This is a genomic window from Fusibacter sp. A1 (assembly GCF_004125825.1).
GTDB lineage: Bacteria > Bacillota > Clostridia > Peptostreptococcales > Acidaminobacteraceae > QQWI01.
In genome coordinates, this window is sequence record NZ_QQWI01000006.1 from 133,194 (window position 1) to 156,501 (window position 23,308).

Consider the following 23,308-nt stretch of genomic DNA (forward strand, 5'->3'; position numbering starts at 1 on the left):
TAATTTTTACTACCGTCAAGCGATCGGGTATCTGCTCCTGATGGTGTTCATACCCTGATCATGTGACTTGTAAGCATTCTTAGCTACATTTTTTCAAGCGACTCTATACCCAGCAGCCATAAACACTTTTCAAGTATGTCTTTGGTCAGTTTAAGAAGCTGTGATAAGGACTGTTTACGCTCAAAAGGCTCGCTCATCACATGCACCTCATGATAAAAGACGTTGAAGGCCTGGCTGAGTTCAAAGGCGTAGTCGCAGATTTTTGAGGGTTGATAGCTGCCTACTGCGATTTCGAACCACGACCCGAAAGCGGCGAGCTTCATCATGAGTTCACGTTCGCTTTTAGTTTTAGGCATCTCTATAGAATGGGTTTGAGACGATGAAAGGTCAAGCTTCTCTAAAATAGAGGCGATACGGACACCTGCATACTGGACATAAGGGCCTGTTTTACCTTCAAAACTAGCAAACTGATCGATGTCGAACACGTAATCACGCGTCAGCAAGCTGGACAAGTCGGCAAATTTAAGGGCTCCAACCCCAATGGCAAGCGCCACCTTTTTTTTCTCAACCTCACTTGTGACGTGGCTGTAATCATCCATTTTTTTTGCAGCACCTTCTATCAAAATTTCAATCAGGTCACCCAGCTGCATCACTCCGCCATCACGTGTTTTAAAAGGTTTACCGTCGGTTCCGTTCATCGTACCGAATCCGATGGACTTGAAGTAAAAATCATCCTCAACGATTCCTGCCATTTTAGCCACACGCATCACCAGTTCAAAATGAAGGTCTTGTCGTTTATCCACCACATAGACGATTCCATCCAGGGATTTGTCCTTTACACGCTCATAAATTGTCGCTAGGTCAGTGGTTGCGTATAAGGAAGCTCCGTTTGACTTTTGCATGATGCACGGTGGCATCGGCTTCGTGTCGGCTTCTGTTTTCACATGAACCACCATCGCTCCCTCGCTTTCAACAAGCAGTTCCTGCTGTTTGAGCATGTCAAGTACGGTCGGTATGGCCGGGTCGCTGTCGCTTTCTCCAAGCCACAAGTCAAAATTGACCTGTAAAAGGCTGTAGTTCTTTTTTAAATCTGGTATGGACACATCCAAGATATGCTTCCAAAGTGCGAGGTACCCCTTATTTCCCTTTTGCAAATCCGCAGTAGTCTGCGCGGCACGGGCACGAAAGGCTTCATCGACCTTGCTCTTCGCATTCGCGCAGGTGTATAGCTCAGTCAACTTTGTGATATCAAATGGTGCGTCCATCGGGTAAGACTCATATTCGATCCCGTCAAAATACTTGGGCTCAAGCCCTTCATCACGTACCATTTCGATTACATAGCCTATTTGAAGCCCCCAGTCCCCCATATGTATGTCACCTGTGACATGGTGTCCCTTAAATCGAAGCATGCGAATGAGGCTCTCACCGATCACCGCAGAACGCAAATGTCCTACATGCAGTGACTTGGCGACGTTCGCCCCACCATAGTCCACCAATAGCTTCTGTTGGCTTTGTGTCAAAGGACAGCCAAATCGTTTGTCCGAAGTCAACTGATTCATCTTCTGCGCCAGCCACTGGTCGCTTAGGGTTAGATTGACAAATCCCGGCATCTGAGCGCTCGCCGTCTTGAATGCCATATTGGTTTCCAGCTTTTCCACCACCTTGCGCGCGATCACAATAGGTTTTTCATTTGACTCCTTAGCGAGTTTCATCGCGCTACTGCACTGAAAATCACATAGGTCGGGACGACGAGAATAGGTCACCTCGACTCCTCTTGAAGAAACACCTGCTTCTTCAAATGCTTGTGCTGTGATCATGCTCAATTCCTGCAATACTGTCATCATTGTGTTTCCTCCTTTTTGAATTATGATACAACCGCAAAAAACAAAAATCCCGTCTCAAAAAAGAGACGGGATCTATTCCGCGGTACCACTCTTGTTAGCAAACCTGCTCACTCGAAACCTTTAACGGGGTTAGCGTGCCCACCTTGCACTCGCTCGGCAGGCAACCTCAGAGGTCCTCTTCAAATTTGCTAGGGTCATGGGCTCACACTCTACCCCACTCGCTTTCACTTTCACAAATCATACTATTCTCGTCATCGGTCATTTATTGTTTTTGATGGTAACATATTGGCAAATATTTGTAAAGATACTTGTTTGACTTTAGCAAAAAAAAGATTCACAGAGTACCTTGAGTCAAAAGAACGCATTCAGGGTATTTAAGTGATTGACAGGGCATGATTTCAAACTTATGATGAAAAACGGAGGATAGATATGATACTGATCATCGACAACCAAAGTGCTTATCTAAAAAAGTTCAAGTTAAGCTATCTGGTAGAGAAAGATATCGACTTTATCATCTTTGATCACAATCAACCCATCAACTTGTCGAGTAAGACGGTCATAAGCGGAATCATCCTATCAGGAGGAAAAGGCAATCCGTTTGAACCGTTGAATCTGACAACTAACTTTATCGCTTTAATGAATTTCGACGTGCCGATCATCGGTTTTTGTCTAGGTCATGAGATCATTGCAAGCGCATATGGAGGTCGTGTAAAAAAGTTATCTGAACATCATTTAAAAAAGGAACCGATAAAAATAGTAAAAGCCGACGACCCGATCTTCGAAGGAATCGAAGAAGAATCCATCCTTCTTCAGAAAAGACATAATTTCTATGTTTCCGAGCTTCCGCCTGATTTTGAAGTCCTCGGCACATCGGATACCTGCGCCTTCGAAATAATCAGACATGGGACAAAGCCGATTTATGGCTTTCAGTCACATCCTGAAGTATCGGGACCCATTGGAATAACAATCATAGAAAACTTTCTTAAACTATGCGAAAAACAATAGGAGACCTTCATGAGAGTAGCAATTGTCTACAATAAAAAGAATACAAACGTCATCAATCCTTTTGGCATGCAGAACAAAGAGATCTACAACCCGAAAACAGTAAAAAGAGTCGCAGACGCGCTTGAGGCAGGTGGACATAATGTGGAGATCATCGACGGCAATATGAATGTCATCGAAAACATTCGCGCTTTTCTTCCCCCTGTGACAGAAGGCGAAAAGTTCGGACTTGTGTTCAATATGGCTTATGGCATACAAGGTGAAAGTCGCTACACCCATATACCCGCGATGCTTGAAATGCTTGGGATTCCTTATGTCGGTTCTACTCCTTCAGGACATGCGGTGGCACTGGACAAGATCATCACTAAAATCATACTTCAGAAAAACGATATTCCAACGCCGAATTTTTGGTTCTTTTCCTCTGCCGATGAGGATATGAGCGGTGTCGAGTACCCTGTCATCGTCAAACCAAAAATGGAGAGTGTCTCCTTCGGACTAAGAGTCGTACACAATGAAGCGGATCTAAAGGAGGCTGTCGCCTATATCATCAGTGAGTTTCATCAACAGGCGCTAGTCGAAGCCTTCATAAGAGGAAGAGAGTTCGCTGTCGGTCTGATAGGAAACGATCCTGTGGAAGTGTTTCCCGTGCTTGAGATAGACCTTGAAGGGGATCCGGATGCCATTCAAACCGCAGACGATAAGAAATCCGCGCCAAGAGCCAAGATATGCCCAGCTCAAATAACTCCTGAACTCGAGGAAAGAATGAAAGACTTGAGCATCAAGGTTTTCAAATCGCTTGGACTTCGTGATTTTTCGAGGGTGGACATACGTCTTGATGAAAAGGGTGATATCTACATTCTCGAAATCAATTCCATGGCAAGTTTAGGCTCCACAGGCTCCTATGTGACAGCCGCCCTTGCTTACGGACTGGATTTCAACAGCCTTGTGAACAGAATGCTGGATGTAGCGACAATCAGATACTTCGCAAGCCAGTTAAGCGACACTGCCCAGAGCGGAACTTCAAAAAAATATCAACGACGGTTAAGCTTCGAAGCTATCTAAGAAACAGTAATGAGAACATCCAGCAGCTACTCGAAGAGATGGTCAACATAAATACACATTATAAAAATGTGAACGGTGTCAATAGACTAGGTGCTGTCGTAACTAAGCAACTGGCGCAACTTGGTTTTAAAAACCAGACATACAACCAGGCTGAAGTCGGCAACATTCATTTTTACACCAATAATCCAGATGGACAATATGACTATCTGATCATAGGAAATCTAGACAATGCCACGAGCATCGGCCAACAGAAGTACTTCACGAAAAACGATCAAAGATACTTGGGTTCCGGCACATGGGAGAACAAAGGCGGTCTTGTCACTATGATCTATGCTCTGAAGAGTCTCAAGTACTCCCGACTCCTCAAGAAGGCCAAAATAGGAATATTGTTGACTACTGACGATTCACAGCACGGCATCTATTCAAAGGATATCATCAAACTAAAATCGGAGTCCGCGAAAACGGTGCTGGGACTTCATGGTGCCTTTTTAGATGGCGGACTAGTGACATCACGCTCTGGAAGCGCATATTATTCACTTAATTTCGCACTCAAGAGTCAAGTCAACAACTTTGACGTGGCAACCGCGGCCAGCGTTTTCTCCAAAATAATCAGTGACTGGACAAAACTATCCAGTACGGAAGCAGGAATCATCGTCTCACCTCAAAAAATTAAGTTCAACTCCAATATCTCCGAGCCTTTTGTCCACGGCGAGGTCGGTTTGAGCGTTAGGTACAACAACAGTTCCGATTTTCAGCTACTCGACAGAAACATTCGCAAAGCGATTCCTTACAATAAATACAAGGACACACTTGATTTTCATTTCGAAGGCGGCATGAGAAGGCCACCGATGAAAATGTCAAGCTCCGACCAGGAACTGGTCGATCAGGTAAAGACGCTTTCCAAAAGACTGGACATCAAAATCTGCGAAGAGCACAGATGGAGTTCTGCAGACATTTGTCTTGCGGATCAGGTAAAGCGAAGAATCGACGGATTCGGACCTAATGGAATTAAAAAGACCGATGGCTACGAATACATCTTGAAACATACTATCAATGAAAAAGCCCTGCTTCTTGCCATGCTGTTAGGAAATATCGATTAATAAAAAGCATCCTATCCAACCGGTAGGATGCTTTTTTCATCAATAATGGACTTGATTTGATAAAAAGTTTTTCAATACTTAATTCTAGGGTAATAATCAAAAAATGACATTATTTCCTGTGGGCTTGTGGGAGGACACTGATGAAATCGATTTTGAACTATATGATTTTCATACTCTGTATCGCTCTGATCCTTATCGGATGCTTTCCCTCGAGGAATATCAAAATCGGATTTGCAGGAAGTTTGACCGGAAAATCCTACGAATTGGGCATACCGGCTAAGAATGGTTTCATACTGGCAGTAGAACATATCAACACTCAGGGTGGCATTAACGGAGCAAAACTAATTCCTGTCATAAAAGATGATGAAAGTACAGTAGAAACCGCATATGTTGTGGCTCAGGAATTTATTGAGGAAGACGTAACATTCGTCATCGGTTTTTTAACAAGCAATATGGCTCCGGTCATCCAGGAACCTTTGTCAAACGAGCAACTTTTTTTGTGAGCCCCTCCATCAGTACGAACCTGTTGAGCGATCTTGACGATAATTTTGTTCGGGTTATCTCAGCCAGTAAATACGAAGGTGATGCGCATGTCAAAGTGTTGACAGAATATCACGATACCATCAAAGCCGCTGTCGTCTATGATATGTCGAATCCACAGTATTCCGAACCCATCTACGAACGATTCAAAACCCTTTATGAAGAAAAGGGTGCTAGCGTTGTCTACACGAATACCTTGAATTCAGAGTCCATAGATTATGAAAAAATCGCAGTAGAAATTTACCGTTCCGGAGCACAAGGTGTGGTCTTGATTGCAAATACGGTCGATTCGTCAAATATCATTCAGCAAGTAGCAAGGAAAGACAAGGATTTGATTATCAGCAACAGCGGTTGGTCGGTGAACTATGACCTGATTGAACGAAGCGGCAAAGCCAGCGAGCAAATCTATGGCATCGCAGCGTATATCACCGACTACGATGGAACGGACTATCGTGAATTTGCCAAGGAGTATGAAGAAAGGTTCTGTGAAGTCCCATTCTTCTCAGCCCATACCACCTATGATGCGGTGATGGCACTTTCACAAGCGATGAGGCAAAGCGAGTCCCTTGCGATCGATGATGTAAAGAAAGCCTTGCTTTATATTGGTGATTTCAATGGCTTGCAGACCGATTTTTCACTTAATGAATACGGAGATGCTACTCGTTCCAACATGCTTCTTCGGGTAGAAGATGGAAAATTCATACTCGTTGAAGAATTAGACTAGAATCATGGAGGTTAGATCATGAAAAACAGAACGCTAAAATTCGACCTCCTTTCCAACCTGATTGTAAGCACCCTCTTCACTACCATAATCATTATCTTATTTATTTCAGTACTCCTCAGCACCTATATAAAAAGAGAACAGCAGTTTAAAAACGATGCCTTATCGAATGCGGTGAATCTTCAAATAGAAAGTTATTTTACCGATATCGAAAACGCGTTGAAAGGCTTACAAGATGTCCTTTTTACCTATGAGATGATTCAGGATTCCAACAAAGACGAATACATGGTTGAATTTCTTGAGGTGAATCAAAACTTCTCAGAAGTCTATTTGCTGGATCTGGACGGAAAAGTAATGAAGACTTATCCCCAAAACATGCAACACATAGGTCTCGATTACTCGAACTTCGATTATTTCAAAACCGCAAAATCAAAACCTGATCACATCATCTGGTCCAATATTTTTTATGAGCATTACACAAAAAATCCACTTGCGACTGTCAGCTTGAAATCCGATTCGGTTGTTTTAGTCGGTGTGTTATGCCTTGAGAACTTTTCAAAGTTAGTCGACAGCATCAATGTGGATGTCGACAATATGATCGCCATCACCGACTCTACAGGAACCTACTTCGCCCATACCGACCAAAGCTTTGTCGATCTTAGGGAAAAGGATCCATACATCACTCAGATGATCGCCTCTGGGGACTTTTCTGTAAAGAAAGTCCGCGTCAGCGAAAGAACGATGTTTCTTAGTGCGACTTACTTTGAAGATGCTGGGTGGTCGGTGCTCATTTTCCAGTCCACAGACTCCATAAAGAGGCAAATTGCATATAACATCGCAGTAATTCTTGTAATCGCCTTGGTCGCTCTAGCCCTCTCTCTCTATTTCACTCATCATAAGGTCACCCTGATCGCCAAAAGATTGTTGGAGCTTGCCAAGGGAACTCAGATCATATCACAAGGCGTGTACGACTATACCCTAGAAGAATCCAAGTACGTTGAACTCAATGAACTAAGTCGAAACTTTAAAACCATGTCTGCAGAAATTCAAAATCGCGAAGCTCAGATCAAGGACAACAAAGAAGAAATGCAGCGGATGAATCAGCGGCTGGAGAATTTGGTTTATGAACGCACGCTGGAGCTCGAAAAGTCGAATATGGAGCTAGCCCAGACAATCATCGACCTAAAGCACACTCAAAACATACTGATCCAATCCGAGAAAATGGCTTCTCTTGGTCAATTGGTCGCAGGTGTGACCCACGAAATGATGACTCCGATCGGAAGCATAGTAACGCTTTGCTCCTATATGGTCAAGGAGCTTGAACAGATTGAAGCCGACTTCACAAACCAGCATCTTTCAAAGTCTGAGCTCGAGCTTTTTTTCAAGGATCAGATGGAATCATTACTGCTGATCACCAATAGCGCGCAAAGAACAAAGGAGTTCGTATCGAGTCTAAAGAAAACATCCGTCGATCAGGTGTCGATGGAAAAGCGTGAATTCGAAATCTGCTCCACTGTAGAAGATGTGATACGAAGCATGAAAGTCACACTTAAAAATTCCAATGTATCCGTCGACCATCATTGTCAAGTCGATAAACCTATCCTCAGTTACCCCGGGGCCATCACTCAAATCCTTCTCAACCTTATGAACAACGCGATCAAACATGCCTTTATCGATAGAGCTACAGGCAAGGTCACTATCACGACCTCCCTTGAGGGAAGTACAGTGACACTTGTCATCTATGATGACGGAATCGGAATGACCCCCGAGGTTCGTAAACGGCTATTTGAACCCTTCTTCACCACAGCCCGTGATCAGGGCGGTAGCGGATTGGGAATGAGCATCATCGAAAATCTGGTGACCACGCTCTTAGGCGGTACGATCACATGCGACAGCAAGCTTGATAAAGGGACTTCCTACACCATCACTTTCGGTCTTTAAGAATAGCCTCCTTAACAGCGGACCAACGATCCCTTAAGGGGGTTTTCATTTACAAGTTGCATTGGTCCTACTTTTGAACTATAGTAAGTATGACTTAATCAAAGGAGAATACCATGTCATTTTACAAACTCGGGCTTACCTACGAGATGGTGCACGCCCTCGAAAGCATGCATATCAGCACACCGACACCTATTCAGAAACTGAGTATTCCAACCATCTTAATGGGACGCGACCTCATTGCGGAAGCACAGACCGGAACAGGAAAAACCTTGGCCTTCCTGCTACCTGTTTTTCAAAAAATAGATGTGCACAACCCCTGTGTACAGTGTCTTGTCATTACACCGACCCGCGAGCTGGCACTTCAGATAACAGAGGTCTGTGAAAAACTGACACTGCTAAAGCCAGTGAATATTCTAGCTGCCTATGGGGGCCAGGATGTGAACGCACAGCTTCATAAGCTACGCGGCAATGTCCAGCTGGTCATCGGTACTCCTGGACGAATTCTCGATCATCTACGACGTAAATCCATCGATCTTACCTCTGTAGAAACATTTGTCGTCGACGAAGCTGACCAAATGTTTCATATCGGTTTCAAGACTGAAGTAAAAGATATCATCAAATATTTGCCTCAAAACAGACAGACCCTCTGTTTTTCAGCAACACTCAGCCACCGTGTCGATAGCTTTTCAAGCCGATATCTTACAGATGCTGTAAAAGTTACAGCACCCAAGGAGCATATGACGCTTGATTCCATCTCTCAGTGCGTACTTGAGACATCCAACAGAAAAAAATTCGAGCATTTTCTGATGTTGCTCGATAAAGATCCTCCTGAGAAGGCGATCATATTTTGCAGGTCCAAAATTGGCACACAAACCCTTTATGAGGAACTGCTAGAAAAGACCTTCAACGTAGAAACCTTGCACAGCGGGCTGACACAAGCCAAACGAGAATACGTCATGCAGGCTTTCAAGGACAATCGGATCACCTACTTGGTCGCCACCGATGTCGCTGCCAGAGGGCTCGATGTCACAGGGGTCACCCATGTATACAACTATAATCTTCCTGATGACATAGAGAACTATGTTCATCGGATCGGAAGAACGGGACGAGCCGGAAAAGATGGAGTGTCCTATATCATCATGACGCTCAAGGATGAAAAGAGGCTCACAGCAGTAGAAGAGTTCATCGGAATGAAAATTAAGAGAATCTCATTCGCACAGGATCAGCCCCCCGTTGCTCCTAAGGTTCACCACCACAGAAATCCTCATCCATCAAAAAGAAAGTTTCACCATCATAAAAAGAGTACCTAGATATGATCAGGTACTCTTTTCTAGTTGAACTCCACTCTGTTGCGACCATTTGCCTTGGCCATATATAAGGCCTCGTCGGCCGATTTGATGGCATCTGTCAGGTGATAACTGTCAGGACCGATCAAATCAACTCCAAAACTCAAAGTGACTTTGATCTCATGCTTGTCGTATTGTATAGTATGCTCCTCAATCAGCAGCCTTATCTTATTTACCAGCTGCAACAGATTGAGTTGCGTGATATCTGGAATGATCAGCAGAAACTCCTCACCACCAAAGCGTCCAACCATATCGCTCAGCCTTATATTACTACGGATGATATCCGAAACTGTCTTAAGTGTGACATCACCGGCATCATGTCCATAGGTGTCGTTTATTCTCTTAAAATGATCTATATCGCACATGACCACTCCAACCGGGTACGCATGTCTTCTCGCTCTTTTAAGTTCAGCTTCTCCTAATTTGAGTATCGCAGCTCGATTGTATAGTGTCGTCAAATAATCGGTCATTGCTTGTACTTCCAATTTTTCTTCATACACAGTAATGGAAATCCAGAACATACCTAGACTCAAGTTGAATGGCAACAGTTGATAGAGTATGATAGCAAGTGCATGGATTGAACCTGCCGACATAAGATTATCAATCGGTTGCTCGATTAGTGTGCTATAGATCCTGACCATGCTCACCAAAATGGCAAGAAGAAATACGAGGCTAAGTACTAGACCGATACGTTCAAGCAGCTTTGGGACTTTGAAAATCAATAGATGGGCAATACGATAAAAATAAACAATCTGATAGATTGAGATGATGACAACCCTCATGTTGATGTTGGGTTGAAAATAGGTGAACTGTATAAATAGTGCGATCATAAGTAGGAGAGCCACCCATTCAAACGCTTTATTTCTCTTTTTATGAGTGATAAAATAGCTCAAACCGTGAAATATGCTCATCACACCCATAATGATAAGTGTGTTGCTCACGATCACCGTGAAAAACTCTGAAATAAAATCCCGATATGCGATAAATAAAAATCCCGTTCCAGCAAAGATAAGCCCTAATCCTACATTCTTGATTCCTTTAGACCCCTCTTTTTTGAAGCTGTATATGAGCATAATTATTCCGAGGATCAGATTGTAAACTATGGTCAGTACGGATATTGTTCTGATATCTAACATCTGTTTACCTCCACATACCGTAAAGTGCCACCTATCTATTATCTACCCCGTTGCGATTATGTCAAGCACGCTAGTTTGTCAGTTAATTAATAGAAACTTAATTGGTTAAACGGTCAATAAAAGGTTATACTCAAAAGGTGAACAACATATTGGAGGTAATCATGGATCAAACATCAAAAGACACACTGGCATTTTGCATAGAGTTTTCAAAGAACAACATGAACGCTGCAAGCCAGGTCACCATGTGCAGGGTTTGGCTGAAAACTGCGATTGAAATTCTAGAAAAGAATATCGATCTTGGGAGTGCCGCTTACATAAAATCTGAAATAGAAAGCGTAGACAAATGGCTCGCTGGTGGGGATTCAAGATCTACTTCCAATGATATCTACACTAAATTACAGACCATAGAATCATTGATGGCCAGCCTATAGACGCAAAAAAACTTCACCTATGTGAAGTTTTTTTAAGTGATAGGGACTCTCCAAATCATATGATGACTTTCCTCTTCCCAGTAATCGAACATGACGTAATCCGGAAGACCGTAAAGGTGCGTCCAAATGGATTGCGCTCTCTTGTATCCGCTATCCATGCAAAAACTACTGACATTCCTCTTCCTTAAGTGGTTTGTCATCGCCTTCATCAGCATCTTTCCGATTCCATGATTCTGCTTATCGGGGCGTACAAACACGGTATTGACTTCCACAGTACCCTCTAGCTCTCCAAGACTTCCTTCGATGATCAGTTCATTGCATTCACTGATCGCTATCGTTCCAACAATCTCATCGTTCCACTCGGCGATGATGAAATACGACGACTCACCATCTGTCTCAAGGTCCTGGAGAAACCTCTTTATCTTATCTTCCGTTTCCTCGACAATCATCTCAGTCAGGTGACCGATGCCCTCCATTATGAAGGTGCTTTCGACCATCAATTTGAAGAATGTCTCCAGTTTCTGACGGTCTGCTAAAAGAGGTCTCCTTAAGATTATTTTTGACATGTCAACTCCTTAATCTATGGATAATAATAAGTGAATTCAGTTAATGTGGGTATATATATAACGTAAATCAAATATGTACTTGTTTTAGACAAAAGGATGTGATCTTATGAAAGTTCTAATACAAGATGAGCTAAAGTCCTATATGCATGAGCATAATCACAATATCATCTCATTACGATTGATCCATAGCGACTATAACGGCTCTAATATCCATGAATACAGGCCAAGCATCAATTATCATGAACCTGCCGATATGGATGATTTTGATGAGTACGATGTGGATGAATTCAAAGTTTTTGTCGACAAACATGTCACTCCAACAAACGATACCATTGAATTTACACATGACAAACTCATGGGTATCAACTTTTGTAACGTAGAAGGCGTCAATCTGACGATGTGATCTTCTTTAATCAGACTCCTCTCATCATCAATGAGAGGTTTTTTTTTGTGCTTTTGCCTAGCGCATAATGGATTCTTAATAGTATACTGGATAAGAATAAACGAAAGGAGCCATTATGAACATACAGATATTCGGTAAAAAGAAATGTTTTGAAACAAAAAAAGCAGAGCGATACTTTAAGGAACGACGCATCAAATTTCAAATGATAGACCTCATCCAAAAAGGCATCAGTCCCGGGGAGCTCAAATCGATCATACAGAGCGTAGGAATTGAAAACCTGATCGATAAGGACTCGCCTTTTTATGAAGAAAGCGACATCGGACATACGAGAGATCCTGAAACAATGTTCGCTATTCTTCTTGACTATACCGAAGTGCTGAAAACGCCGATTGTCCGAAATGGAAAAAAGGCTACGGTGGGCTATCAGCCTGACATATGGAAAGCATGGGAATAGCATAGTTCTTATGCTATTCCACTATTTCATCTCATCCACATACCCCTTGAGCGTCTCGTAGCTGATCGCACCTATCTGGGTATGGATCACCATCCCATCTGAACCGATGAAGACTGAGGTCGGAATCGCCCTTATGCCATAATCATTCGCTACTTTCCCCTGCTCGTCTTTTACCACCGTAAAGGTTATCGAGAGCGTGTCGATCATATCCCTAACATCACTTAAGTTGTCCTGATTTGTCAAGTTGACACCGATAAATTGAATATTGCCGTTGTTTTCTTGATGCAGCTTTTCAATATCCGGCATCTCATCAAGACATGGCGGACACCAGCTTGTGAAAAAATTGAGTACCACCGGTTTTCCTCTTAAAGAGGATAAGGTCACGGTTTCACCCGATAAGGTCTGCAAAGTGAAATCGGGTGCATACTCGTCAGAAACGACCCCGCCCTGTCCTTCATTTCCTGCGTCAACTTTCTTGAATGTGTCGTTTACACGCTTGAACATCAAGATCGCCTGTTCTATCGTAGCCGTGCCGTCAGGATTGAACCTGTTCTCTCCCACGCCGTTCACGATTCCATATGTCCTTGCGATATAAACGGAAGCACTCGCCCATGTTTCAATTTCGCTGTCATCACTAAACTTTGTAGTGTCGTTCACAGCGACATCGATTCCTGCTGCGTTAAGTGCGTTGACAAACAGTACGGCTAGTTCATCACGCTTAATAGCAGCGTCCGGTTTATAACTTCCATCTGGGTAGCCGTTTACAATGCCGCTATTTTTTGCTCTAAGCACATAGGTGTCTGTCGTATCGGTAAAGGTACCGTTTCCGACTGAAGTTTTTTCACCGGTGAGGATTTCATAGATCTGGACACCGATATAGGCAAAATCCTTTCTGGTGATTTCACCCTGATAATTCCCCTGAAGGCGCGTGTCCAGCAACTGTTTGTCAAATACTTCATCAATCGCGTCCTTAGCCCATGTCGAAGGACTATCGGTTGAGGCGAATGGCATCTGTATGATTAATATCAAGATGATGGTAAGACCAAGTAGACGTTTCATAGCTACCTCCTAAAGTAATCGAGTATGCCACTTGCAACTTCTCTGGCAAGTTGTTCCTGCTGACTCGCATCAGATAACCACTCGAACTCAAGTGGATTTGGCACAAATCCTGTTTCAAGCAAAATGGATGGGGCCCAGGTTCCTCTGACTACATAAAAGTTGTTTATATTCAGACCTCTACTTTTTCTCGATAAATCGGTGATGACACTGTCAAGAACCGATTTCGAAGCCGATTTTGCGAGTTCTTGCTTATAGTGAACGGAAAATCCGCTAACATTATTGATGTTCACATCCGGACCGATGCTATTCGCATGCATTGAGATGAAGAGATCCGGTTTCAGCTGATAGGATAGTCTCAGTCGGTCGAAAAGTGAAACATAAACATCTGTCGACCTCGTCATATAGACAGTCGCACCTAAATCGGTCAGTGCTTCCTTTAACTTAAGGCTCGTATCCAGATTGATATGTTTTTCTGAATAGCTTGTACCTAGTATACCTATCGCTCCAGGATCAGAGCCACCATGCCCTGGATCCACTAAGATCTTTATTCCCTTTAGTGGAAGATCGCCCGATGTTGCATACACCGGTCTCTTCAGAAACACATTGACTCCTGATTCAGACTTTTCAATATGATACCCGTTTAATGAGGATTCACTGTCAAAGGTGATAACATACTGACTACGATCCTCCTCAGTGACTGTATCGACTGAGGATATGATGGACGCTGATGGTATTTTAAGCGCTGGAAGTGCAGTCGTATTCGAAAAATCAACGATCAACATACCGTTTTTAAGCTCCGCGGAAACCGCCGCCGGTTCAATCATATCTAGCGCAAGAATATCGTAGAGTTCACTGGTTTCAAGTGTTGCGCTACTGATTCTATTTTGTGGTTCTCTAAAATCAAAGAAGATGGCGACTTGTGATTTTTTCATCCATTTTCCTGAACCGAGCCTGACATAATCACCCGTCATCGCTGTGATGGTATCCCTCATTCCTCGAGAAATCAAATATGCCGATCCTTTTGAAGAATCCGAACTAAAATAGGTATCCACATCCTGCCCTGTGACTTGTGCGAAATAAGGTGACTTGTCTGACACCACTCCAATTGTCGCTGGAGCCTTCTGAGTATGGGTCACGCCGTTGTAGTTCATGACATATACGGGTGCGCCCAGTACCATGGTATGGGACCCTTCACGGACCTCCGGCATGGTAAAGGAACCCTTAAATGTTGTCGGTACAAGCTTACCATCTGTCCTATAGGTAGAATTAGGCTTAAGCGTTATCACCTGACCCCCGATAGAGGCGGTGACAGCCGAACCGATTGGCGCTATACATGAAAGCGTGATTGTCTCGCCTGGCAGCCACATCTCTTGCTGTTGAGGAAACGTCGATGACTTTGAGATATAAGCCTCATCCATTGTGTTGCTGCTTCCTGTCGACCACCCTTTTGTGATGACAATCGACTTGACCTGATCCCCTTGAATGAAGGTAAAGGTATTGGCTCCTGGTTGCAGCGGCATGTAAACACCGAAATAACCTTTTGACGAACGGTTGATCACTTCGGTCCCATTCACATAAAGTGGAAGTAACGGATTTGACTCTCCGGAGATATAGTAATTGTCGTAACCTGTGCGGATGTTGCTTGACGGGTTATTGACTGATAAACTCGTATTTACTTCAGCGCCGTCTTTAAACTCATAATAGGACTTTACTACAGCCTCAAGCGAGGGTCTGTTGGCAAAGGATCTATGACTGAAAAAGACACTGCCAGACACACCTTGTTTCGATTGATTCATCACCAGTTGCTTGATAAGTTCTCCATCACCGTACCATGCGCTTTTTGAATCGGTGTTGCCCGCACGGTAGGCGGCATGACCGATATATAGCTTTACATCGGTCTCTTTTGTAATGTTCAGCCACCAGTTAAGCAGCACTTCATAATTTGCGATGTCAAAACCGATATTCCAGTAGATCTGGGGCATGATGTAATCGATACTGCCCTCTTTGATCCACTGCACGCTGTCCGCGTAGTGAGCGGAAAAAGACTCAAGCCCTCTTGTATCACTACCGCTTGCGATGCTCGACTTGTTCGCCCATATGCCAAAAGGACTTATGCCGAATAGGACTGTGGGGTCCAGCTTCTTAACAGCAGAATCCACATCACGCATCAGTTGATTCACATTTTCTCTGCGCCAATCGGCTAAGCTCAGTCCGTTGCCATATTGTACAAAGGTTGTGCTGTCTGAAAACTCGGTTCCGGGATAGAAATAATCGTCAAAGTGGATCCCGTCAATATCGTAATTGCTGATGATTTCTGTCACGCCATCGACAATCAGTTTTCTAACTTCAGGCATTCCCGGGTTGTAGTAGAGATTTCCGTCTGTGTGCGCAATCACATAAGTCGGATTTTTTCGCGCAGGATTACCACTGTCAAGCATGTCGACAGTCTGCACAGGCTCGTTCGCACTTTTTTTTGTAATCCTATAGGGATTGATCCACGCGTGTACGGCGATGCCCTTCTTATGGGCTTCACTGATCCAGTAGCTTAATGGATCGAACTCATCATCAGGGGCAAGCCCCTGCTCACCGGTCAAATATTTGGACCATGGGAAAATAGCGGACTTATACAGCGCATCACCTGTAGGTCTCACTTGTAAAAACACCGCATTCAGTCCCATGGACTCGGCGCGGTTTAAGATCGCATCCGCCTCAGCCTTAAGGCTCACGGGATCTGTTGCTCTGACTTTGGGATAGTCGATGTTGACCACTGAAGCTACCCATACGCCCCTAAGGTCATCAACCTTGTTAAGTCCTTTATCCGCACTGGCAGGTAGCACCAGCGAAGCCAAGACCAGAGTAAAGACCAAAAGTGAACTGACAATTTTTTTATGCATAGAATCCTCCTGTAGTTTATCCTCGTGATGCCATTCTATACTAGAAATATGAACAAAAGTGGCTTTTACAGATTATTTAAAGCTGATGTAATCAAAATGTAACGGTAGTCATCGGCGCAAAAAAAAGGCGCGGCATGTGCCGCACTTTTTAATGGTTTGATTAATGCTTTCAGCTATGCTGTTACTACTCCACGGATCAGCTCGACAACCATCAAGCGCTTGTCATCAAAAGGCCAAGTGAGATAATGGCTGTCCTTTTCATGTGCTAGATGGCTACAAAGATTCGCGATTCCATAATTGCCGATTCCCTGCCCATATGATTTTTCATAATCGTGCACCAGCTGCTTCAACTGTTTCTGATCCATACAAGCGATACGCTCAAAGTCCACATGGCTTGAGTGGTACTCGAGTATATCCGACCATGCATAGCACTGACCACCGCCTTTAAGTAGCTTAAGCAGTGAGCTGTTCACCTGGTCGATCAGTTGAGCCATGAACTTCAGTACCGCAGGAACCAGTCTCTTTTGATGAGGCTCCAGACGGTAATGTTCGATCATCGTCATCACTTGCCCCAGCACAAGCTGGGTGTAGATCGGCGTGATGATGATCGAGTCAAAGTCAGATTCCTTCGTCCAATCAGGCTCCACCTTCGTGTTTTCTAAAAATCGTTCAATGCCAGTGATGTCTTGATGGGCCATCAGCACGGAAAGCTCTTCAAAAAAGTTCTTATCATCAAGTCCTGTGAACTCGACTTGATGGTAAGCGACCTTTCCGGTCCATGCCTGCCTGTCGACACCGTTTTTCATCGCCTGCTGGTCCGCATCAAAAAGATGCAGATCGACATTTTCATCCAACCAGCTCTTCAGGTTTAGATCGTTGAGGTTGCCGGCTCCGACAATCGCGACGCGACCGCCTGTTGACGGTCCTCGCCAAGTATCGATACCGCTTCGGTACCCTGTCCATGCCTTATGCGTCTTCATAGCGTCGTAGCTTCTATTAAGTTCTTTATAATACTCGCCCATTACCTTCATTTATTTCCTCTTAGCCATTCATCGATTCCAAGTGCTGCGACATGTCCCGTGTGCACTCCGTTTATAATATCTGGACCTTTGGTGATATCCCCTCCAGCAAACAGCCAAGGGTGACTTTCCACTTGTCCTCTACCGTTTACGATCAGCTTTCCTTTTGGAGTGATTTCATTTTTGATCGTTTGAGGTAGAAGCTTGTAATCCGCCACTTGACCCGCGGCGATATAGATCGACTTAACAGAAATCGTCTCTTCGTATCCGGGTTTCGACTCTACGACAAGCCCCTCCAGGCGATTGTTCTCAGAAGAGATATAACGGGGATGGACCTCATAGTGAATGTGAATCCCTTCTTCGGTTCCTTCCTCAACTTCTTCCACATCCGCACTCAGTGTACCGAATTTTCTTCGAGTTGTCATGTGCACGTCGCTTTTTCCGTACTTGATTTCCTGCATGCGCACCAGTGTTCTTGCAACGTCAAACGCCACATTACCCGTACCCACGACCACAGCGCTCTCGTGGATTTCGGGCATTTCCCTAAGTCCTCTCGTATAGTCACGCGCCTCAGCTAAAAACGGTATGCCGTAATAGACTGCTTCATGGTTGCACCCCGGCAGTTCAAGGGTTTGCGATTCAGACATGCCTATACCTAAGAAGACCGCATCATACTTGTTCTTAAGCTGTTCCAAGGTGATGTCGGTTCCGATGTCCACCGAGCACTTGAACTCAACACCCGACGCCTCGATCATGCTTATATCCCTTATAACGCTTTCCTCGGGTAGCCTATAGGCTGGACCCCCGTACCTGATCACGCCTCCCGGAAGCGCCTGCTTTTCGTAAACCACCACATCGTATCCTAGCGTTCGTAGATAATAGGCACAGGATAGTCCAGAAGGACCCGAACCGATTACCGCGATCTTACCCATGGTGGGTGCCAGGACGGACTCTGTGGCGACCTTTGTGTAAACGTTTTCCTCGACGTGATCGACAATGTATCTTTTAAGCCATCTGATCGCAATCGGATCGCCCCTGTGACCTAAGGCGCATACTTCCTCGCATTTATGTGTACAAATTCTACCGCATACATTCCCTAGTGGATTCGTTTTGTAGACGTCCCTCAGGCCGCCTTCCAAATCGTCTTTCCATACCGATGTAATGTATTCAGGAATATGCATCGCCGCAGGGCAGGCGCTTGTGCAGATGCCACAAGACACACACCTTGAAGCCTCTTCAAAAGCCATTTCCTTTGAAAATCCTTCTACAATTTCAAGAAAAGAGGATTTTCTGCTGATATCCATCAGATTCATCTTCCTTCTACCAAGGTCAAGCAGTTCAGAAACCTCATCCCTATGGTAGCCAAGGGGATCGACTCTTCCGTGAATGCCTGCTATCTGAGGTAAGAAATAAAAGTTGTCCGCCTCTTTGGAAATATAGACATAGTTTTTTGACATATTCAGTGAATCACTTGCGCAAATATCTACACACAAACCGCAAAAGGAACATCTTCCATAATCAAATGCGGGTCTTGTGTTTGTTTTTCCTTCAGTTGCTTCAATCCCCTCCACTTCAACCAGAGTGATCGCAGCAGTAGGGCAAATTTCTGAACAGGTACCGCAACCGATACAGGCGTCCAGATCGTTTTGATGAAATCCCCTGTAAGAATCTGACGCCTCCCTCGGCGCTTCAAAAATGAAGCGCTTCGGGAGTGTCACAGGAGGTTTCACTAGATACTTCCAAGCTCTAAGTGGTGAAAAGATACTCTTAACAGCATTCATAGTGCCTCCTTGATCCTACTTTTTACTTTGAAGATAGTTGTCTATCGCTTTAGCGCTGTCGTGCCCTGTAGCCACACCATTGATGATGTCAGGACCACGTACGATGTCGCCGCCGGCAAAGAGCCATGGATAGGATTCCACCTGTCCACCGTCTGTCACAGCGATCTGACCTCGTTTTGTCAGCAGTTCGTCTCGCATCTCGTCGTTGAAGTAGGCATACTCAGGCATCTGTCCGATCGCCATATACACCTGACTCGATTCAAGAAGTTTCACATCATGCTCATCATAAGAAGGATTAAATCGACCTTCCTCGTCGAAAATGCTAAGCACCTTTTTGACTTCCAATCCTTTGATCTTGCCGTCCTCGACCTTGACAGCCATGGGACCATATGCGAAGTAACCGTGAAGGCCTTCTTCAAGACCCTCTTCAAGCTCTTCAAGATCCGCTGGCAAGTGTTCGCTGTCTTCAAGTGAGGCCATCTGTACAAAGGACTTTCCGTATTTGATTTCCTGAAGTCTGATCAGGGTTCTTGCGACATCGAATGCAACATTACCCCCACCGATCACGGTCACTTTTTCAGCGACATCAGGCATAGGACCGATTTCTCTGATATAGTCCCTTGTCTGGGCTAAAAACGGAATGGCATACTGCACATCCTCATGATCATACCCCGGTATCTTAAGCGGTCTTGAAAGTGAGAATCCGGTGCCGAGGAACACAGCGTCAAACGAATCCCTAAGCTCATCAAGTGTAATATCCACACCGACTTTGGTGCTGCATTTAAAGGTAACACCTGCGTTTTCTATCACACCGATATCCTTTAAGACACTTTCCTCAGGTAGTCTGTACTGAGGACCACCATAACGGATTACGCCACCAGGCAGCGCCTGTGATTCGAATACGACCACTTCATAGCCAAGCGTTCTCAGATAATAGGCACAGGACAATCCCGCAGGACCAGATCCGACAACGGCGACTTTACCGTTTACAGGAGCCGTCACTGATTCTTGTGCCGCATCATTGTAGTCCGTAGCATCCGCATTGTCGACAATATATCGCTTTAGCCATCTGATCGCAACAGGCTCACCTCGGTGACCTATCGCGCAGACCGTCTCGCACTTATGGGTACAGATCCTACCGCAGACATTGGCAAGCGGGTTGGTCTTATAGATCTGACGGATACCCTCTTTTAAGTCCTCATCGAATACCGCCCTGATGTATTCCGGGATATGCATGTTCGCAGGGCATGTGTTTGTGCAGATACCGCACGCTACACATCTTGCCGCCTCGTTCTTGGCATCCAGCGCCGCATAACCCTTGACGATCTCGATAAAGGAAGACCTTCTCGATTCATCCTCATGCTGCATTTCTTGACGCACAAGATCGAGTAGTTCTGAGATCTCGTCTCTCGTGTATCCGACCTTGGCGCTTGTCTTATGGATACCCGAACTGTCAGGCATGAAGTAGAAGCTATCCGCATCGATTGAAAGGTGAAGGTATTCTTTTGACATGTTCAGTGAATCCGATGTACAGATGTCTACGCAAAGTCCACAGAAGGAACATCTTCCGTAATCGAACGCAGGACGTTCATCGAGTTTTCCGTCTTCGTGAACAATTCCTTCAACAGGTACCAAATTGATTGCCGCAGTCGGACAGATCTCTGAGCAAGTACCGCAACCGATACACTTGGTCATATCGTTTTGATGAAATCCGCGGTACCGCTCTGATGCTTCTCTTGGGTTTACAAATATATCTTTTTTTGCGATAGTCACCGGAGTGCGCATCAGATACTTCCACGCCCTTATCGGTGAAAACATACTTTTTATCTTATTATCCATTAGGCACCTACCGATCAATTTCTGGTGAACATACACCCATTGTATCCATCCAAAGCGATGCATCATCAATTCTATGTCCAGGTAGATACTTCTCAATACCTAGAAGTCCTTGAGCGAAAGAAGCACCTCTAACTGCGATTCTATAAGGGTATTCCCCACCATCGGACACGATAAAGTATCCGTATTCGCCGCGGCTCGATTCGACAGCCGTATAGACCATACCGGCAGGAACCGTCCATCTTAAGGCGGAACCTGTTGACATTTTCGCTCTTACAGGACCGCTCTTTGGCATTTTTTCGATGATCTGGCGAATGATTCTGATCGACTGGAACATTTCTGCGTACTTGATGTTCATCCTTGAAAGTCCATCCGAATAGGTACCGGTCGGAACATCGAATTCTACCTGGTCATACCTTGCATAAGGTTTCACTTTTCTCAAATCGTTCTGAACGCCTGTGGCACTTCTCATTCCAATGCCTGTAACTCCAAGCTCCCATACGACTTCTGCAGGAAGCATGATATTGTCCTTGATTCTTGCATGGATGATCGGATGCTTAAGAATCAGCTGTTCAAACTCAGGAAGCTTCTTCTCTAGATCGTCAACGACTTTAAGCACGTCTTCTAAAAAGTTTTCAGGCAGGTCTTTTCGAACGCCGCCAGGTACGATATACATATGATAGATTCTCGCACCGGTTAGTTTTTCAAACAAATCGAGAATCAGATCTCTTTGAGCTATACCCCAGTAGGTCGCTGTGTACATACCTGTAGGTCCACCGATGCCGCCAAGACCCATCATATGGATCGCAAGGCGACCAAGCTCTAGCACCATCATTCTGATCCAGTGCGCACGCTCCGGCACTTCGATACCCGACAGCGCTTCGATACCCATCGCATAGACCATCTCGTTGATATCCGGCTCAACAACACAGATACGTGGAATCAGTGCGAGATTTCCCATCCAAAGTCTTCTCTCCATCACCTTTTCGAATCCTCTGTGTAAGAAACCAGGGGTCGGACGAGCCTTATTGATCATATCTCCGTCAACATACATATGCACCGAATAGTTACCGTGCATGCCTGGATGCTGAGGTCCTAAAAAGAGTTTGACTTCTTTCATTTGATTTCCTCCACTACCTGTGCCTTAAATACGTGAGGATGCTCACGTTTCGGGAATTTCGAATCGGAATACGCCTGTGGGTCAAAATCTTTTCTGAGCGGCGGCATGGCATCCCAGCGCTCCAGGAAAAGAGGTTTGTCATAGGTCGGGTTCCCCTTGAAGTGGACTCCGAAAAATTCAAAGATTTCGCGCTCGTAGTAGATCGCCCCCGGATAGATTGAAGTGATCGTATGGAAGTCAGGATTATCCCTGTCTAGAAGCGTCCTGACAAGCAAGTGCATTCCTGTGTCCCAGTTCATGAGAATCGCAACCAGCTGAAACTTGTTTAGTTCGATCCAGTCGATGCAGGTCAAGATGCTAAGTTGTCTGAACCCGTCCGTCCTTAAGGCGATCAGGGTCTGATGAAACTTATCTGAATTCACATCGATGATCAGCTGCATGTCGGCAGGACTGTCTTTGATCTCCACATTCAAAAGCTTTTGAAAATGCTCTTTATAACTATTCATGGAATTCGTCATGAATCATCACCTCCCCGAGTGAGTACATTTGATTTTCCTTATACCAGTCGTAATTCTCCTGATAATGCTTCCAGCCTTTGGCCTCGCCCCGCTTGATCATCTCGATAAGCTCGCCGAAGGAGTTCATGATCGCCTCTGGTCTTGGCATGCAGCCTGCGATGTAAAGGTCTACAGGCAGGTACTTGTCAAGCTGGTTGATTGTCGCATAAGAATCGTAGTAGATACCGCCGTTAAGGGTGCACGACCCGAATCCTACAATATATTTTGGATCTTGCATCTGTTCGTAAGAATAGATGACGCGTCTTAGTGTTTTTGTACTTAAATAACCTGTGATCAGGAGCACGTCGGCTTGCCTTGGCGTTGCCATCGGACCCATGCCGAGCTGCTCCATGTCGAATCTTGAGGTCATCGTAGGTGGCATTTCAATCGCACCGCAACCTGTACAGTACCATTTCATCCAAATTGAATTGGCTCTAAAATAGTCACCGACCACTTCCCAAAGTTTTCGGTCATCCTTTTTTATCTCTTGACTCAT

Annotated in this window: 21 protein-coding genes; 10 read left to right on the plus strand and 11 right to left on the minus strand. The window is 44.7% G+C overall.

The window, feature by feature from the left end; genetic code table 11:
- Positions 1-83 precede the first annotated feature (83 nt).
- On the minus strand, positions 84-1,844 hold the full coding sequence (gene argS, locus DWB64_RS09990) for an arginine--tRNA ligase (protein WP_129488089.1): 1,761 nt from the start codon (positions 1,842-1,844) through the stop codon (positions 84-86).
- 429 nt (positions 1,845-2,273) lie between these two features.
- Between argS and DWB64_RS09995 the strand changes: the two genes are divergently transcribed.
- The 7 genes from DWB64_RS09995 (at position 2,274) to DWB64_RS10025 (ending at position 9,520) form a co-directional block, all read left to right on the plus strand.
- Positions 2,274-2,849 carry a gamma-glutamyl-gamma-aminobutyrate hydrolase family protein gene (locus DWB64_RS09995; RefSeq protein ID WP_129488090.1) on the plus strand — a complete coding sequence of 192 codons (576 nt, stop codon included), beginning with the start codon at positions 2,274-2,276 and terminating at the stop codon, positions 2,847-2,849.
- Between the two features lie 9 nt (positions 2,850-2,858).
- Complete coding sequence (locus DWB64_RS10000) at positions 2,859-3,908, plus strand: ATP-grasp domain-containing protein (RefSeq protein ID WP_129488091.1); 1,050 nt, start codon at positions 2,859-2,861, stop codon at positions 3,906-3,908.
- Positions 3,909-3,946: 38 nt separating this feature from the next.
- A complete protein-coding gene (locus tag DWB64_RS10005) occupies positions 3,947-5,008 on the plus strand; it encodes a M20/M25/M40 family metallo-hydrolase (protein ID WP_129488092.1) in 1,062 nt (353 codons plus the stop codon).
- A 140-nt stretch (positions 5,009-5,148) separates the two neighbouring features.
- Positions 5,149-5,511: an ABC transporter substrate-binding protein gene (locus DWB64_RS19525; protein WP_129488093.1), complete on the plus strand. Its 363-nt coding sequence runs from the start codon at positions 5,149-5,151 to the stop codon at positions 5,509-5,511.
- Positions 5,508-6,272 (plus strand): ABC transporter substrate-binding protein, encoded by a 765-nt coding sequence (locus DWB64_RS10015; protein ID WP_164980349.1) that lies wholly within the window; start codon positions 5,508-5,510, stop codon positions 6,270-6,272. The genes DWB64_RS19525 and DWB64_RS10015 overlap by 4 nt, the downstream gene beginning before the upstream one ends.
- 18 nt (positions 6,273-6,290) lie before the next feature.
- Complete coding sequence (locus DWB64_RS10020; RefSeq protein WP_129488095.1) at positions 6,291-8,210, plus strand: sensor histidine kinase; 1,920 nt, start codon at positions 6,291-6,293, stop codon at positions 8,208-8,210.
- Positions 8,211-8,323: 113 nt separating this feature from the next.
- A complete protein-coding gene (locus tag DWB64_RS10025; protein WP_129488096.1) occupies positions 8,324-9,520 on the plus strand; it encodes a DEAD/DEAH box helicase in 1,197 nt (398 codons plus the stop codon).
- 20 nt (positions 9,521-9,540) lie between these two features.
- Here DWB64_RS10025 and DWB64_RS10030 read toward each other — a convergent pair whose 3' ends face one another.
- A complete protein-coding gene (locus DWB64_RS10030; protein ID WP_129488097.1) occupies positions 9,541-10,692 on the minus strand; it encodes a GGDEF domain-containing protein in 1,152 nt (383 codons plus the stop codon).
- A gap of 161 nt (positions 10,693-10,853) precedes the next feature.
- Between DWB64_RS10030 and DWB64_RS10035 the strand changes: the two genes are divergently transcribed.
- Positions 10,854-11,123 (plus strand): hypothetical protein, encoded by a 270-nt coding sequence (locus DWB64_RS10035; RefSeq protein ID WP_129488098.1) that lies wholly within the window; start codon positions 10,854-10,856, stop codon positions 11,121-11,123.
- A gap of 32 nt (positions 11,124-11,155) precedes the next feature.
- On the opposite strand, the gene DWB64_RS10040 is transcribed toward DWB64_RS10035, so the two are convergent.
- Positions 11,156-11,689, minus strand: a complete 534-nt coding sequence (locus DWB64_RS10040; RefSeq protein WP_129488099.1) for a GNAT family N-acetyltransferase — start codon at positions 11,687-11,689, stop codon at positions 11,156-11,158.
- Positions 11,690-11,795: 106 nt separating this feature from the next.
- Here DWB64_RS10040 and DWB64_RS10045 point away from each other — a divergent pair, with 106 nt between their 5' ends.
- Positions 11,796-12,092 carry a hypothetical protein gene (locus DWB64_RS10045; protein WP_129488100.1) on the plus strand — a complete coding sequence of 99 codons (297 nt, stop codon included), beginning with the start codon at positions 11,796-11,798 and terminating at the stop codon, positions 12,090-12,092.
- Between the two features lie 115 nt (positions 12,093-12,207).
- Positions 12,208-12,546: an arsenate reductase family protein gene (locus DWB64_RS10050; RefSeq protein ID WP_129488101.1), complete on the plus strand. Its 339-nt coding sequence runs from the start codon at positions 12,208-12,210 to the stop codon at positions 12,544-12,546.
- A gap of 21 nt (positions 12,547-12,567) precedes the next feature.
- Here DWB64_RS10050 and DWB64_RS10055 read toward each other — a convergent pair whose 3' ends face one another.
- The 8 genes from DWB64_RS10055 to nuoB all read right to left on the minus strand — a co-directional run bounded on the left by DWB64_RS10055 (position 12,568) and on the right by nuoB (position 23,308).
- Positions 12,568-13,605: a redoxin family protein gene (locus tag DWB64_RS10055; protein WP_129488102.1), complete on the minus strand. Its 1,038-nt coding sequence runs from the start codon at positions 13,603-13,605 to the stop codon at positions 12,568-12,570.
- A gap of 2 nt (positions 13,606-13,607) precedes the next feature.
- Positions 13,608-16,499, minus strand: a complete 2,892-nt coding sequence (locus DWB64_RS10060; protein ID WP_129488103.1) for an N-acetylmuramoyl-L-alanine amidase — start codon at positions 16,497-16,499, stop codon at positions 13,608-13,610.
- Positions 16,500-16,672: 173 nt separating this feature from the next.
- Positions 16,673-17,530 (minus strand): hypothetical protein, encoded by an 858-nt coding sequence (locus DWB64_RS10065; protein ID WP_129488104.1) that lies wholly within the window; start codon positions 17,528-17,530, stop codon positions 16,673-16,675.
- Positions 17,527-19,299, minus strand: coding sequence for an FAD-dependent oxidoreductase (locus DWB64_RS10070; RefSeq protein ID WP_129488105.1), 1,773 nt, complete (start codon positions 19,297-19,299; stop codon positions 17,527-17,529). Before DWB64_RS10070 ends, DWB64_RS10065 begins: the two co-directional genes overlap by 4 nt.
- Before the next feature lie 15 nt (positions 19,300-19,314).
- On the minus strand, positions 19,315-21,138 hold the full coding sequence (locus DWB64_RS10075) for an FAD-dependent oxidoreductase (protein ID WP_129488106.1): 1,824 nt from the start codon (positions 21,136-21,138) through the stop codon (positions 19,315-19,317).
- Between the two features lie 7 nt (positions 21,139-21,145).
- Positions 21,146-22,255 (minus strand): NADH-quinone oxidoreductase subunit D, encoded by a 1,110-nt coding sequence (locus tag DWB64_RS10080; RefSeq protein ID WP_129488107.1) that lies wholly within the window; start codon positions 22,253-22,255, stop codon positions 21,146-21,148.
- Positions 22,252-22,773 carry an NADH-quinone oxidoreductase subunit C gene (locus DWB64_RS10085; protein ID WP_129488108.1) on the minus strand — a complete coding sequence of 174 codons (522 nt, stop codon included), beginning with the start codon at positions 22,771-22,773 and terminating at the stop codon, positions 22,252-22,254. Before DWB64_RS10085 ends, DWB64_RS10080 begins: the two co-directional genes overlap by 4 nt.
- Complete coding sequence (gene nuoB, locus DWB64_RS10090) at positions 22,754-23,308, minus strand: NADH-quinone oxidoreductase subunit NuoB (RefSeq protein ID WP_129488109.1); 555 nt, start codon at positions 23,306-23,308, stop codon at positions 22,754-22,756. The genes DWB64_RS10085 and nuoB overlap by 20 nt, the downstream gene beginning before the upstream one ends.

Coding starts and splice junctions, on each gene's coding strand:
- argS (WP_129488089.1), bottom strand. CDS start 1,844: ATGATGACAGTATTGCAGGAATTGAGCATGATCACAGCACAAGCATTT.
- DWB64_RS10005 (WP_129488092.1), top strand. CDS start 3,947: ATGGTCAACATAAATACACATTATAAAAATGTGAACGGTGTCAATAGA.
- DWB64_RS10060 (WP_129488103.1), bottom strand. CDS start 16,499: ATGCATAAAAAAATTGTCAGTTCACTTTTGGTCTTTACTCTGGTCTTG.
- DWB64_RS19525 (WP_129488093.1), top strand. CDS start 5,149: ATGAAATCGATTTTGAACTATATGATTTTCATACTCTGTATCGCTCTG.
- DWB64_RS10075 (WP_129488106.1), bottom strand. CDS start 21,138: ATGGATAATAAGATAAAAAGTATGTTTTCACCGATAAGGGCGTGGAAG.
- DWB64_RS10030 (WP_129488097.1), bottom strand. CDS start 10,692: ATGTTAGATATCAGAACAATATCCGTACTGACCATAGTTTACAATCTG.
- DWB64_RS10025 (WP_129488096.1), top strand. CDS start 8,324: ATGTCATTTTACAAACTCGGGCTTACCTACGAGATGGTGCACGCCCTC.
- DWB64_RS10085 (WP_129488108.1), bottom strand. CDS start 22,773: ATGACGAATTCCATGAATAGTTATAAAGAGCATTTTCAAAAGCTTTTG.
- DWB64_RS10045 (WP_129488100.1), top strand. CDS start 11,796: ATGAAAGTTCTAATACAAGATGAGCTAAAGTCCTATATGCATGAGCAT.
- DWB64_RS09995 (WP_129488090.1), top strand. CDS start 2,274: ATGATACTGATCATCGACAACCAAAGTGCTTATCTAAAAAAGTTCAAG.
- DWB64_RS10000 (WP_129488091.1), top strand. CDS start 2,859: ATGAGAGTAGCAATTGTCTACAATAAAAAGAATACAAACGTCATCAAT.
- DWB64_RS10035 (WP_129488098.1), top strand. CDS start 10,854: ATGGATCAAACATCAAAAGACACACTGGCATTTTGCATAGAGTTTTCA.
- DWB64_RS10020 (WP_129488095.1), top strand. CDS start 6,291: ATGAAAAACAGAACGCTAAAATTCGACCTCCTTTCCAACCTGATTGTA.
- DWB64_RS10065 (WP_129488104.1), bottom strand. CDS start 17,530: ATGAAGGTAATGGGCGAGTATTATAAAGAACTTAATAGAAGCTACGAC.
- DWB64_RS10050 (WP_129488101.1), top strand. CDS start 12,208: ATGAACATACAGATATTCGGTAAAAAGAAATGTTTTGAAACAAAAAAA.
- DWB64_RS10080 (WP_129488107.1), bottom strand. CDS start 22,255: ATGAAAGAAGTCAAACTCTTTTTAGGACCTCAGCATCCAGGCATGCAC.
- nuoB (WP_129488109.1), bottom strand. CDS start 23,308: ATGAGTCAAGAGATAAAAAAGGATGACCGAAAACTTTGGGAAGTGGTC.
- DWB64_RS10070 (WP_129488105.1), bottom strand. CDS start 19,299: ATGAATGCTGTTAAGAGTATCTTTTCACCACTTAGAGCTTGGAAGTAT.
- DWB64_RS10055 (WP_129488102.1), bottom strand. CDS start 13,605: ATGAAACGTCTACTTGGTCTTACCATCATCTTGATATTAATCATACAG.
- DWB64_RS10040 (WP_129488099.1), bottom strand. CDS start 11,689: ATGTCAAAAATAATCTTAAGGAGACCTCTTTTAGCAGACCGTCAGAAA.